This window comes from Agromyces aureus, assembly GCF_001660485.1.
GTDB lineage: Bacteria > Actinomycetota > Actinomycetes > Actinomycetales > Microbacteriaceae > Agromyces > Agromyces aureus.
In genome coordinates this window covers 4,232,856-4,246,504 of record NZ_CP013979.1, presented here as the reverse complement: position 1 = coordinate 4,246,504, position 13,649 = coordinate 4,232,856, and the positions used below count along the sequence as shown (strand labels likewise).

General features: G+C 70.7%; 10 protein-coding genes. 2 read left to right on the top strand and 8 right to left on the bottom strand.

Annotated features, from left to right (window positions below; genetic code table 11):
- Positions 1 to 25: 25 nt before the first annotated feature.
- From ATC03_RS19015 to ATC03_RS18985, 7 genes are all read right to left on the bottom strand, one after another.
- On the bottom strand, positions 26 to 901 hold the full coding sequence (locus tag ATC03_RS19015) for a sirohydrochlorin chelatase (RefSeq protein ID WP_067880631.1): 876 nt from the start codon (positions 899 to 901) through the stop codon (positions 26 to 28).
- Between the two features lie 124 nt (positions 902 to 1,025).
- Positions 1,026 to 2,126 carry an ABC transporter ATP-binding protein gene (locus ATC03_RS19010; protein ID WP_067880629.1) on the bottom strand — a complete coding sequence of 367 codons (1,101 nt, stop codon included), beginning with the start codon at positions 2,124 to 2,126 and terminating at the stop codon, positions 1,026 to 1,028.
- The gene (locus ATC03_RS19005; protein ID WP_084003634.1) at positions 2,123 to 3,154 is read right to left on the bottom strand and encodes an ABC transporter permease; all 1,032 of its coding nucleotides are present in this window, start codon (positions 3,152 to 3,154) and stop codon (positions 2,123 to 2,125) included. The genes ATC03_RS19010 and ATC03_RS19005 overlap by 4 nt, the downstream gene beginning before the upstream one ends.
- 1 nt (position 3,155) lies before the next feature.
- Entirely contained in the window at positions 3,156 to 4,133 is a 978-nt protein-coding gene (locus tag ATC03_RS19000; RefSeq protein WP_067880627.1) for an ABC transporter permease, read from the bottom strand.
- On the bottom strand, positions 4,130 to 5,191 hold the full coding sequence (locus tag ATC03_RS18995) for an ABC transporter ATP-binding protein (protein WP_067880624.1): 1,062 nt from the start codon (positions 5,189 to 5,191) through the stop codon (positions 4,130 to 4,132). The genes ATC03_RS19000 and ATC03_RS18995 overlap by 4 nt, the downstream gene beginning before the upstream one ends.
- A gap of 135 nt (positions 5,192 to 5,326) precedes the next feature.
- Positions 5,327 to 6,985, bottom strand: coding sequence for an ABC transporter substrate-binding protein (locus ATC03_RS18990; RefSeq protein WP_227820172.1), 1,659 nt, complete (start codon positions 6,983 to 6,985; stop codon positions 5,327 to 5,329).
- Positions 6,986 to 7,064: 79 nt separating this feature from the next.
- A complete protein-coding gene (locus ATC03_RS18985) occupies positions 7,065 to 9,626 on the bottom strand; it encodes a beta-glucosidase (RefSeq protein ID WP_227820171.1) in 2,562 nt (853 codons plus the stop codon).
- Between the two features lie 219 nt (positions 9,627 to 9,845).
- On the opposite strand from ATC03_RS18985, the gene ATC03_RS18980 reads away from it, so the two are divergent.
- Complete coding sequence (locus ATC03_RS18980) at positions 9,846 to 10,484, top strand: TetR/AcrR family transcriptional regulator (RefSeq protein ID WP_161490356.1); 639 nt, start codon at positions 9,846 to 9,848, stop codon at positions 10,482 to 10,484.
- Positions 10,485 to 10,528: 44 nt separating this feature from the next.
- Here the strand turns inward: ATC03_RS18980 and ATC03_RS18975 are convergent, their stop codons facing one another.
- Entirely contained in the window at positions 10,529 to 11,932 is a 1,404-nt protein-coding gene (locus ATC03_RS18975; protein ID WP_074401107.1) for an MFS transporter, read from the bottom strand.
- Between the two features lie 176 nt (positions 11,933 to 12,108).
- Here ATC03_RS18975 and ATC03_RS18970 point away from each other — a divergent pair, with 176 nt between their 5' ends.
- A complete protein-coding gene (locus ATC03_RS18970) occupies positions 12,109 to 13,647 on the top strand; it encodes a YncE family protein (protein WP_067880615.1) in 1,539 nt (512 codons plus the stop codon).
- Positions 13,648 to 13,649: the final 2 nt, after the last annotated feature.

Sequence of the window (13,649 nt, the reverse complement as noted above, 5' to 3'; positions counted from 1 at the left end):
CGGAAACCCTTGCGCTCGCGTCGATTCAGCGTGGGCGAGCGGATGCCGCGTCGTACCGTTCGAGCACGATGTCGACGAGCTCGGCGGGGGCCGGGGCATCCGGCAGCAGCAGCGGCTCGGCGACGACATCGGCGCCCGCGGCACGGGCCAGGTCGTCGAAGTAGCCCGGAGCGAGCAGGTAGTTCGCGACGACGACCCGGGGCGCCGCGACATCCGATGGCCGCTGGGTACGCCGCACGCCCGGAAGGCCCGGGACATCCGAGACGCCGGGGATGCCGAACAGCGCCCCTGGAGCGCCGGGGGCGTCGAGCGCTCGGGCGGCCACGGCATGCGCCCGGGCCGCGGCGACCGCGTCTGGCAGCGTCGGTTCGGCGGCTGAGAGGAATCCGACCGACACCGCGCGACCGGATGCCGTCGCGAGGCGCGCGGTCATGTCGAGGCAGTCGTCGACGGCACGCCGGTCGCTCGATCCGGCCACGGCCAGCACGACGGCGTCGTCGTCGCGGATGCCGGCCTCGTCGAGGCGGCGGATGAGCACGGACACGAGCCGGTCGTCGGGACCGAGCGCGCCGCCCAGCACGACCTCGCGCGCCGACTCGGCCCCGACGGCCTCGGTGAGGTCGACGTGCACGTGGTACCCGGCGGAGAGCAGCAGCGGCACGACGATCGCCGGTTCGCCCTCGTCGAGCGAAGCGAGGGTCGCCGGCACGTCGGGCTGCTCGACGTCGACGTGGCCGAGCCGCAGCGACGGCGCCGGGGCGTCGGCGGTGGTGCCGTCGCGGGCGGCACGACGTGCGAGTGCCTCGCCGACGGCGTCGCGCAATCCGCGGACCGCCGCCTGCCCCTCGGCCGAGCTCGTTCCGTGCGAGATGGCGACGAGGGCGGGCACGCGTTCAGGCATGCGCCCATGCTCGCACAGGCGCCCACCATGCCGGTCGAGGAGGCGCGCCAGCGCCGTCTCGAGACCCGCCCGCCGTGACACTGGTCTCGAGACGCTCCGCTCCTCGACCGGCGGGGAAGCGGCCTCAGCTCACCGACAGCTCCGCAGGCACGGGCAGCGGCTCCTCGCCGACCGCGCGCACGGCGGCGGGGTCGTGGCGCAGGCACGCGACCGAGCGGCGGGGGTCGTCGCCCGGCACGTTGGGGAACACGAGCTCGGGGTTCACCTTCGTGCAGGCGTCGAACGCGAAGGCGCAGCGGTCGGCGAATGGGCACCCGCCCCCGAGGCGGGAGAGGTCTGGCGGGGATCCGGGGATGCCGATGAGCTCGCGCCGCGGCCCGCGCAATGGCGGGAACGAGTGCAGCAGCGCCGACGAGTACGGGTGACGTGGCTTGTTGTACACGTCGAGCGCCGCGGCATCCTCGACGATCTCGCCCGCGTACATGATCGCGATGCGATCAGCGATCTCGATGAGCAGCGACACGTCGTGCGTGATGAAGATGACCGAGAAGCCGAGGCGGTCGCGCAGTTCGGCGATCTGCTCGACGATCTGGCGCTGCATCACGACGTCGAGCGCCGTGGTGGGCTCGTCCATGATGAGCACCTGCGGGTCGAGCGCGAGCGCCATGGCGATCATGACGCGCTGGCGCATGCCGCCCGAGAGCTCGTGCGGGTACGAGCGCAGGCGGTCGGGCGAGATGCCCACGAGGTCGAGCAGGTCGGCTGCGCGCTCGAGGGCCTGCTTCTGCGTGGTCTTCGGCTCGTGCGCGCGGATGCCGTCGGCGATCTGCCGCCCGATGCGGTACACCGGGTTCAGCGAGTTCATCGCGCCCTGGAACACGATGGCCATGTCCTGCCAGCGCGACGCGCGCAGCTGGGTGTCGTTCAGGCGCAGCAGGTCGGTCTTCACGCCCGAGCGGTCGGTGAACAGCACCTCGCCGCCGGTGATGAGGCCCGGCGGCGGCAGCAGGCGGGTCGCCGCGTACGCGAGCGTGGACTTGCCGCATCCGGATTCGCCGGCGAGGCCGAGCACTTCGCCGCGGCCGAGCGTGAGCGAGACCTGGCGCAGCACGTGCACCGGGTCGTCGTCGTAGCCGTAGTCGACCGACAGGTTCTTGATCTCGAGCACCGGGTCGCTCGCCGGGGCGAGTCGCTGGGGGTGCCCGATGGGGCTGGCGATGGTCATACTCGGTTCTCCTCGGCCTCGCGCACCACAGGGGTGAATCCGATACGGGGGCGGATGCCGCGCTTGCGCAGGGACTTGGCGTTCAGGCCCGTCGATCGCAGGCGCGGGTTGACGAACTCGTCGATGCCGAAGTTGATGAGGGTCAGCGACATGCCGAGCAGGGCGATGCAGAGGCCGGCCGGAACGAACCACCACCAGGCGCCGCGCTGCAGGGCGAGCTGCGACTGGGCCTGGTAGAGCACGGTGCCCCAGTTCCACTCGCCCGTGTTGCCGATGCCGATGAACGACAGCGTGATGAGCGAGAGGACGGCGAACGCGACGGTGCCGACGAAGCCCGAGGCGATGATCGCCGTGAGGTTCGGCAGGATCTCCGCCGTGATGATGCGCCAGGTGCGCTCGCCGTTGGCGCGAGCGGCCTCGACGAAGTCGCGCCGTCGCAACGAGAGCGTCTGGGCTCGAAGCACTCGCGCACCCCACGCCCAGCCCGTGATCGCGATGACCACGGCGACCGTGACGCCGCCGACCGTCGGCAGCTGGCCCGCGATGATGATGATGAGCGGCAGTTGCGGGATCACGAGGAACACGTTGGCGAGCACCGAGAGGGTCTCGTCGCCGAGTCCGCCGATGTAGCCGGCGGTGACGCCGATGATGACGCCGATCGCCGTCGCGAGGATGCCCGCGACGAAGCCGACGACGATCACGCCGCGCGTGCCCACCAGGATCTGCGAGAACACGTCCTGGCCGAGGTGCGTCGTGCCGAACCAGTGCTCCCACGACGGCGGCTGCAGGATGTCGTCGCTGCGGGCGCTCGGGTCGTAGGGGGCGATCCACGGCCCGATGATCGCGATGAGCAGGAAGAACCCGAGGATCACCAGGCCGGCGACGGCCTTCGAGTTGCGCAGGAAGAGGAACTTGCGCGGCTTGCCGCGTCGTCGCCCCTCGGCCGCCGCGACCACGCCCGTCATGGGCGCCTGCGACGGCTTCTCGAGCTCCTGGCCCTCTTCGACGATGCTGGTGTCGATCGTCATGTCAGCCCTCCTGTCGGGTGCGCGGATCGAGCACCCCGTAGATGAAGTCGGCCACGATGTTGGCGAACAGCACCGCGACCGTGATCACGAGGAAGATGCCCTGCATGAGCGGGTAGTCCTTCGCGGCGACCGCCGTGAAGAGGTAGTAGCCGATGCCCTGATAGGAGAAGACGATCTCCATGACGAGCGTGCCGCCGACGATGAAGCCGAGCGAGAGCGCGAAGCTCGACACCTGCGGCAGGATCGCGTTCCGAGCCGAGTAGCCGAACAGCGCGGTGCGCTCCGAGACCCCCTTCGCCTGCGCGACCGTCACGTAGTCCTCGGACGAGACCGTGACCATCATGTTGCGCATGCCGAGGATCCAGCCCGAGATCGACGAGATCACGATCGTCAGGGCGGGCAGGGTGCCGTAGTAGATGACGGAGGAGATGAACTCCCACGAGAACGACGGCACCAGTGAACGGTCGTAGCTGCCGCTCGCGGGGAACCAGCCGAGCGTGACCGAGAAGATCGAGATCGCGATCAGCGCGAGCCAGAAGTACGGCACGGCCGAGAAGAACGTCGAGATCGGCAGGAGCGAGTCGGCCCAGGTGCCGCGACGCCAGCCGATGCCGGAGCCGAGGAGCGTGCCGAGCGTGAAGCTGATGATCGTCGCGATGCCGACCAGGCCGATGGTCCAGGGGATGGCTCCGGCGATGACGTCGGCGACGGGGGCGGAGTAGGCGAACGAGGTGCCGAGCTCGCCGTGCAGCAGCAGGTTCCAGTACTGCACGTACTGATCCCAGAGCGACATGTTCTCGTCGAGGCCGAACAGCGTGCGCAGCGCATCGGCGGCGTCGGGGCTGATGCGGCCCTGGTTCTTCGCGATGAGCGCGCTCACCGGGTCGCCGGGCATGATGCGCGGGATGAAGAAGTTGATCGTGACCGCGGCCCAGAAGGTGATCAGGTAGAAGCCGAGTCGGCGCAGGAAGAACCTCATGCGAGCGCCTCCGTGATGTCGCTGAGCGTCGGGCGGTCGGCGCGGTCGGAGTAGCCCCAGCACGCGGCTTCCCGGGCCTCGCCGTTCTCGCCCGTGCCGACGGGCAGCAGGGGCGGTGCCTCGGTGCGGCACAGCTCGGTCGCGAACGGGCAGCGCGGGTTGAAGCGGCATCCGCTCGGGGGCTTCACCAGGCTGGGTGCCTCGCCGCGTGCTCCGTGCGCACGCGCCTCGAGGTCGTCGGGGTCGGGCGCCGAGCGCACGAGCAGCTGGGTGTAGGGGTGCTTCGGGTCCTGCGTGACCGACTCGGAGTCGCCGGTCTCGACGATGCGGCCGGCGTACATGACCATCGTGCGGTCGGCGAAGTAGCGGGCCGAGGCGATGTCGTGCGTGATGTAGAGGATCGCGATGTGCAGGCGGTCGCGGAGGTCCTGCAGCAGGTTCAGGATGCCGAGGCGGATCGAGACGTCGAGCATCGAGATCGGCTCGTCGGCGAGCAGCACCTCGGGGTCGGCCGCGAGGGCGCGGGCGATGGCGACGCGCTGGCGCTGGCCGCCCGAGAGTTCGTGCGGGAACTTGTCGATGTAGCGCTCGGCGGGCTTCAGCTGCACGCGCTCGAGCAGCTCGACGAGCGCCTCCTCGAGGGCGGGGCCGCGCAGGCGGCCGCGGTGGATCCGGAGGCTGCGCGAGAGCATGTAGCGCACGGTGTGCACGGGGTTCAGCGACCCGAACGGGTCCTGGAAGATCATCTGCACGCGACCGACGTAGCGGCGGAACGCGCGGCGGCCCTTGGCCGTGGCATCCGTGCCGTGCAGGAGGATGCGCCCGCCGGTCGTGGGCATGAGCTGGGCGAGCAGCCGGGCGATCGTGGACTTGCCCGAGCCGGATTCGCCGACGAGGGCGAGCACGCGGCCGCGGCGGAGTTCGAAGTTCACGCCGTCGACCGCGTGCACGACGTCGCGCGAGTTGAGCCCGCGGAGCTTGAAGTGCTTCTGCAGGTCGACGGCCTGGAGGACGACGTCGCCGTCCGCCGGTTCGGCGGGGGGAGAGGAGGGGGACATTCGGGTCACCTCACGGTCGGGGCTCAACGTTGAGTGGTGGTGCGGCGGATGCCGGGGCATCCGCCGCACCTCATCGTCACATCATGCGGCAGGCCGCGGATGTTCCGGATGCACCGGGCTCGCGCCCGGCGGGTCTCACTCGCTCGGGGTGAGCTTGGAGAGGATGAGTGCCGCCTGCGGGCCCGTCGGCTGCGGGTTCGCGTAGGGGTCCTCGGAGGTGGGGAATCCGGTGTAGTTCTGCGTGGAGTACTGCGCCACGGCCGGACGCGACCAGATCACGATGCCCGGGACATCCTCGACGTAGTGCTTCTGCACGACGTCGAGTGCCGCCTGGCGGTCGGAGTCCTCGGTCGCGGACTTGTACGTCGCGAGCGCCTGGGTGACCTCGTCGTTGTTGTACCGGCCGAAGTTCCAGTTCGCGGTCTCGCCGAGCGGCACGTACGAGGCGCCGTCCATGATGTTCGAGTACAGGTTCCACGGCGTGGAGCCGGCGTCGGTCCAGTGCAGCGAGGCCTGGAAGTTGCCGAACGGGATGGTGTCGTTGAACCAGGTGTCCTGCACGATCGCGTCGACCGTGGCCTCGGCGCCGAGCGACTTCGCACCCTCGGCGATGATGCCGAGCGCGTCGAGGTAGTCGGTCCAGCCGCTGGGGTTGGTCAGCTTGAACGAGACCGCCTCGCCGTCGGGATCGATGAGCTTGTCGCCGTCGTAGGTGTACCCGGCGTCGGTCAGCACCTTCTTGGCGCCGTCGACGTCGACCGTGAGCTCCTGGCCCTGGTACGCCTCGGAGATGAACGCGTCACCGGAGGGCTGGGGCAGGCCGGTCACGCTCGTGATCTCGGGCCACACGCCGTAGCCCGCGGTCTTCGTGATGTCGGCGTGGTCGACGACCATGTTCAGCGCCTGGCGGAAGGCCAGGTTGTCGAACGGCTTCGTCTCGTTGTTCAGGTACAGCACGTCGACGCCGAAGCCGCCGCCGGCGACCTGGTTGAAGTGGTCGGGGTCCTTGGCGATGTAGGTCGACTCGTAGTCGGGAATGAAGGTCCAGCCCCACTGCGCCTCACCCGTGGTGAGCGCCGTCGTCAGGCCGGCGTTGTCGTTGTAGGCGTCGTAGCGGAGCTCGGCGACCTTCGACTTGCCGCCCCAGTACGTCTCGTTGGGGGTGAGCGTGACGGCCTGGGCGCTGAAGGACTTCAGCGTGAACGGGCCGGTGCCGATCATGTCGTCGTCGCTGAACGTGACGGCGTCCTCGCCCTCCCAGATGTGCTTGGGCACGATGAGGAGACGGTAGAGCTTGACCTGGTTGACGTACTGGCCCGTCGTGAAGTTCACGACGACCTTGCCGTCCTCGACGGAGATGTCGCCGTACTGGTCGGGGAAGTCGATGTTCAGCTCGGGGTTGTCCTTGCGGAGCTGGATCGAGAAGGCGATGTCGTCGGCGGTGAAGGCCTCGCCGTCGGACCACTTGACGCCATCGCGCGGCGTGATGGTCGCCTGCGCGTACTCGGGGTTCCACTCGACCGACTCGGCGAGCCAGGGCGTGGGCGCCTCGGTCGGGTCGATCTCGTTGTTCTGCATGAGCGACTCGTAGACGACGAACGCGTACCCGAGCGACAGCGATGCCGATCCGGTCGCGAGCGGGTTCTGGTTCGGCTGCTGCGGTCCGTTCGGCATGCCGACGGTGAGCACCTTGGAACCGGTGTCACCGCCGCCGCTCGTGTCCGCGCTGCACCCTGTGAAAGCCAAGCCGGCGGCGACCAGTACGGCGCCCGCGGCGAGGATGCTCTTTCGCATTTCCATGCCTCCTTGCATTGTGTGTGGTGGTGCGATCAGGTGGTGCGTTGTGATGCGTTCGTATTGCGTTGGGTGGTGCTCAGCCCGCGACCGTGTGCACGGCCTCGAGGCTGAGGTCTCGGGAGGACCGGCCCGCGTGCACCCTGTAGGTGCCAGACGGAAGGGTCCAGGATGCGGCATCCGTCGCCCAGGTCTCGAACGACCTGCGTGCGATCGGGATGTCGACGGTCGCGGTGCCGCCCGCGGCGACATCGACGACGGCGAAGCCCGCGAGCCAGCGCAGGGGCCGGGTCGCGTCGGCGGGGTCGGCCGACAGGTAGACCTGTACGACCTCGCGGCCGTCGCGGTCGCTCGTGTTGGCGACGGTCACGCGGGCGGTGACGAAGGCGTCGGCCTCGGCGGTTCCGGATGCCGCGTCGACGAGTTCGAGCCCGCGATACGCCCAGGCGGCGTACCCGAGTCCGAAGCCGAACTCTCGGGCGGGCGTGCGCTCGAGGCGGTCCCAGCCGCGGTGGCCGACGTCGACGCCCTCGGCGTAGTCGATGACGCCGTCGACCGGGAGGCCGTTCGGAACGGGCACGTCGGCCTCGCTCGCGGGCAGGGTCCAGGGCAGTCGGCCGCTCGGCTCGATGGCGCCCGTGAGCACGGCCGCGAGCGACCTGCCGGCCTCCTGGCCGGGCAGCCACCACCAGAGCACGGCGGCGACCTCGTCGAGCCACGGCAGTAGCACGGGCGCGCCGGCGTTCACGACGACGACGGTGGCGGGGTTCGCGGCCGCGACGCGACGCACGAGCTCGTTCTGGCGTCCGGGCAGCGCGAGGTCGGGGCGATCCCAGCCCTCGGACTCGGTCTCGGAGTTCGTGCCGACGACGACGACGGCCAGGTCGGCCTGCCCGGCGGCGGCGACGGCCTGCTCGATCTCCTCGTCGATGCTGAGGCTGGGCTCGAGGTGGCGGAAGTGCAGTCGAACGAAGCGGCCGTACGACTCACCGTCGATGATCTGCGCGTCGACCTCGATGCGCACGTCGCGCGCCTCGTCGGCGACGATGACGGTCTCGACGTGCTCGGGATTCGCGTAGCTGGAGTCGAGGATGACCTCGGCGCCGACGACGTGCTGCGAGGTGCTGCGCTCGACGCCGTCGACCACGACGCGGTGGGCGCCGACGGGTCCGAGGTCGATGAGGTGGCGTCCGGCCCGCGCGAGGCGCAGGTCGGTGGTCACGTGAACGGATGCCGCGGCGTCGTCGTCGACCGGGAACCACAGCGCCTCGGCGTCCGGGAGCAGCTGCGACCCGATGAGCTCGCCGTGCTCGTCGAGGAGCTCGACGAGCACGCCGGGCTCGCCGGTCGGCGTCGACAGGAGCTCGGCGGGCACGAGCGGCGCGCGCAGGGTCGTCGCTCCGCCGCGGAGCAGGTCCACCGCGGCGTCGGGGAACGCGGCGCGCAGCGCGTCGAGCGGCTGGCTCTCGTGCGGCGGGGTGACGAACGCGCTGCCGCCGCCCTGCGTGAAGGGCTGCACGGCGTTGTGCCCGATGAGGGCGATGCGCCCGCGGAGCGCGGGGTCGACTGGCAGGAGTCCACCGTCGTTGCGGAGCACGACGGTCGAGCGGGCGGCCGCTTCGGTGAGCAGGGCGACGACCTCGTCGCCGGCCGGGTCGGCGGTGGCGCCGCTCGCGTCGAACGGGAGCGTCTCGCCGGCGAGGCCGCTGAGCGCACCGACGCGGTCGGCGAGGCGGATGATGCGCGCGACCTTGTCGTCGATGACCGATTCGGGCACGAGGCCGGCCTCGACCGCGGCGAGCAGGCCGTCGGCCCAGGGGCCGCCGGGGCCGGGCATCACGAGGTCGAGGCCCGCGATGGCGGGTTCGACGGCGGTCTTCGTGGCGAGCCAGTCGCTGATCACGACGCCGTCGAACTGCCATTCGCCCTTGAGGATGCCGCGGAGCAGGGGCTCGTGCGCCGTCGAGGTGGCCTCGACGCCGTCGCGGGTGAGGCCGTTGTAGGCGGCCATGATGGTCCAGACGCCGGCGTCGACGACGGCCTCGAACGGCGCGAGGTACACCTCGCGCAGCGTCTGCTCGTCGATGCGCGAGAGGTAGGAGGTGCGGTCGGTCTCGGTCTCGTTGCCGATGAAGTGCTTGACGCAGGCGGCGATGCCGCCGGCCTGGATCGCGTCGATGAACGCGACGGCGAGGCGGGCCGTGAGCAGCGGGTCCTCGGAGAGGCACTCGAAGTGGCGGCCGCCGACGGGGCTGCGCTGGAGGTTCACGACGGGCGCGAGGATCACGTCGACGCCCTTGCGGCGGGCCTCGCCGGCCATGAGCGCGCCGAGTCGGGCCTGCAGGTCGACGTCCCATGTGGCGGCCGTGGCCGAGGGGGCGGGCAGCTGCGCCGAGGGGAGTCCGTCTTCGCCCGTGCCGCGAACGCCGATGGGGCCGTCGGAGACGGTCATGGTGCGCATGCCGATCTCGGGGATCGACCGGAGCGTCCAGGTCGCGGCGCCCGTGAGCAGGGCCACCTTCTCGGCGAGCGGGAGCGATGCGGCGAGGGTCGCCGGGTCGATCGCCGGTGCGCCGAGGGTGTCGGCTGCGGGTGCCCTGTTCGGGTCGAGGGCCCCGGGGGCGGTCGTCGTTGCGGTCACGCCTGAACTCCATCCATGCTCGTCGTTGAGTGACGTGGGACATCGTGACACACTTACTGACTAGTAAGTAAGTGAATGATGTCACGGTTCGGTAACGGCGAACGGTGGCGTCCGACAGACCCGAACATCGAGTGCTGCACTCGACATGCGACGCCCGAAGCGGCATCCTGCACAGAAGCGGATGCCGTGAGTCGGCGCTGCACGAGGAAGGAACAATCCGTGGTGGACACAACGCGAGCCGGGGCCACGAAGCCCGCGGCCGAGCGCGTGCAGCGCCCTCAGGCGCGCACGACCGAACGCCGCGAGGCAGTGCTGAAGGCCGCCCTGAACGTGTTCGGCGCCCGCGGCTACAACAAGGGCGCCCTCGTCGAAGTCGCCGACCAGGCCGGCATGACCCACGCGGGCGTGCTGCACCACTTCGGCTCCAAGGAGGGGCTGCTCGTCGCGATGCTGAAGTACCGCGACGGCGAGGAGGTGGCCGGCATCCCCGAGCGGGCGCAGGTCGAGGGCCCCGCCTTCCTGCAGCACCTCGTCGACACGGTCGAGGAGAACACGCACCGGCGAGGCGTCGTGCAGGCGTACTCGGTGCTCTCCGGAGAATCGGTGACCGACGGGCATCCGGCCCACGACTACTTCCAGGGCCGCACCGAAGGGCTGCGCTCGAAGATCGCCGGCGTGCTCGGCGAGGTCTCGGGCAACACCGACGAGCAGGAACTGCGCGACTCCGCGTCCGGCCTCATCGCGATCATGGACGGCCTGCAGGTGCAATGGCTGCTCGACCCCGACGCCATCGACATGCCGCGACTCGTCGGTCGCGCCATGGACGAGGTGGTCGAGCGCCTGCGCGCGCAGGCCTGAACGAGCGCCTGCGCGCGCAGGCCCGAACACCCCGCCGGTCCGCCCTACCGCCGCACCGGCGCCGCCTTCACGGGGATCAGCAGCGCGAGCCCGAGCGCGATCACCAGGACGATGCCGAGGATGCCGAAGTACGGCTCGCCGCCGATCGTGACGAACAGCGCGAACGCCGTCGGCGCGAGGAAGCTCACGGCGCGGCCCGTGGTGGCGTACAGGCCGAACACCTCGCCCTCGCGCCCGGCCGGAATGAGGCGTGCGAGGAACGTGCGGCTCGCCGACTGCGCCGGGCCGACGAAGAGGCAGAGCGCGAGGCCCGCGGTCCAGAACACGATCTGGCCGCCGTCGTGCAGGAAGAACACGATCAGGCCGCTGACGACGAGGCCGATGAGCGCCGTGATGATGACGGGCTTCGCGCCGAGACGGTCGTCGAGCGCACCGACCGCGATGGTCGAGACGCCGGCGACGACGTTGGCCGCGATCGCGAAGATGATCACCTCGCCGGGCGAGAATCCGAAGACGGATGCCGCGAGCACGCCGCCGAACGTGAAGACGCCGGCGAGGCCGTCGCGGAACACCGCGCTCGCGAGCAGGAACCACACGGTGTCGCGCTGCTCGTTCCAGAGCCGCTTGATGTCGCGGCCGAGTCGCGCGTAGGACGCGAAGAAGCCGACCTTGCCGCGATCGACGGCGGCGGGGTTGCGGTACTCGGGCACGGCGAGCAGCACGGGCAGGGCGAAGAGCCCGAACCAGATCGCCGACACCAGCATGGTGACGCGCACATCGAGCCCGTTCGCGTTCGTCACGCCGAAGAGCCCGACCTCGGGCTGGATGAAGCCGAAGTAGACGACGAGCAGCAGCACGATGCCGCCGACGTAGCCCATGCCCCAGCCGAAGCCCGAGACCTTGCCGATCGAGCGCGGCGTCGACACCTGCACGAGCATCGCGTTGTAGTTCACGCCCGCGAACTCGAAGAACACGTTGCCCGCGGCCACGAGGAACAGGCCGAGCATCAGGTACTCGGGCGCCGGTAGCACGAAGAACATGGCGAGCGTGATGAGCACGACGATGTACGTGTTCACGGCGAGCCAGAGCTTGCGGCGTCCGCTCGTGTCGGAGCGCTGACCCGTGATCGGCGCGAGCAGCGCGATCAGCAGGCCCGCGATCGCGAGCGCCCAGCCGAGCTGCGCCTCGACGGTGCCCTTCGGCCCGAAGGATTCGCCCGTGAGGTACACGGTGAACACGAACGTGGTCACGACCGCGTTGAAGGCGGCCGAACCCCAGTCCCACAGGCCCCAGGCGAGGATCCGGCCCTTGCGCGCTCCGGCCTCGGAGACGGCCTCCACGTGGTCGGTCGTCACGCCGATGGTCGCGGCCGCACCGTCGGCGGGCGTCAGGGGCGAGGGCGGGAAGTTGCGGGGTGCATCGGCGGGGGGCTCGGGGGGAAGCGTCATTCGAGCAGTCTCATTCGGTCGGGTGAACGGCCGGTGACGGATGCCGCGGCACGGCGCCCGCCGACCGGTGCCGCACGCTGGGGCGGGCGTCTGATCGTCGGCGATCTGCACGAACACTACTCCGCGCGGCGGCCCGTGGTCTGGTGCCGGGGCGCGACAGATGGGAGACTCGACGAATGCTCGACACCGATCGCCGGCAGAGCCCGCTCGCGTCGCGCCGCCGCCGTCGCGGTCTCGCGCTCGTCACGGCTGCGCTGACGCTCCTCGCCGTATCCGCGGCGGGGCTGTTCGCCGTGTCCCCCGCGAGCGCCGACCCCGAGATGACCTACCTGGCGGTGCCCTCCGGCCGGTACCCGATCGACGTCGATGCGACGCCCGACGGCACCCACGTGTTCGTCATCTCACGTGGAGACGGCGGAGTCGCCGACCTGCGCGTCTACGACACGACGGACTTCACCCAGGTCGGCGCCGTGACCTTCGGACCCGGCACCGACTTCAACCCGACCTCCGTGCAGGTCTCGCCCGACGGCACGCAGGTGTGGGTCGCGTTCTACAACCCCGGGCAGATCCTCGTCTACCCCGCCGCGGACCTCGAGGCGGGCGGCACGCCCGCGCCCACCGTGATCACCGCCGGGGGAGGCTTCGTCGATCTCGAGGCCGACACGTCTGGCACCTACGTCTACGCGGCGACCCTGTTCAACCCGCAGTACCAGTTCTCGACCGCCGACCCCTCGGCGGTTCCGCGCACCATCAACGTGCCCAACGGGTCCAGAGGCGTCTCGGTGCGCACCGACGACACGCAGGCGTACTTCACCTCGTTCGCAGCCGCCCCCGCCGGCGGCGTGCAGGCGGTCGACATCGCCGGCGACGGCTCGATCTCGCTCGGCACGCTCACGCCGACCGGCGACTTGCCGTGGGACACCGCCTACGTCGAGAACGTCGATCGGGTACTGAGCTCGAACTCCAGCACGCCGACCTCGGTCTCGGCGTTCACGCCCGGCTCGGCCGACCCGGTCGTGACCGATCCCGTCGACTGCGGTCCGCGCCTGCTCGACTCGACCCCGAACGGCGACCGCGTCTACATCGCCTGCCTCACCGGCGGCATCGTCGCGATCGACTACTCGACCGGCACGCCGGCCGGGTCGAGGGTCGACATCGGCGCGAACGTCGAGTCGGTCGACGCGTACAGCCCGACCGGTGCCGACGCCGATCGCGTGTACGCCACGAGCGGCGGCACCGACGAACTGCTCGTCTTCACGAAGCCGACGATCACGGGCAGCGGCGATCTGACCATCGCCGAGGGCACGCCGGCCACGTTCACCGCCACGGCCGCCGACTTCTGGCAGCAGATCCGCTGGCAGTCGAGCAGCGACGAAGGCACCACCTGGGCGGATTTCGCGGGCGAGACGGGCGAGTCGCTCACCGTCGACGGAACGCTCGCGAACTCGGGCCTGCTCGTGCGCCTCGTCGCCACGAGCGCGCTCTTCGACCCCGTGATCGGCGACCCGATGCTCCTGACGGTCACGCCCGCGCCGACTCCGCCGCCCACCACGCCCGCGACCCCGGCACCGTGCGCACCCGGCTCGACCACGTGCCTGCCCGCGACGGGCATCGACGCCGCCGGGGCGCTCGGCCTCGCCGGCGCCCTCGTGGCGGGCTCGCTCGTGCTGTTCGGCGCGCTCGCGGTGAGTCGTCGACGGACCGACCGCGCCTGACG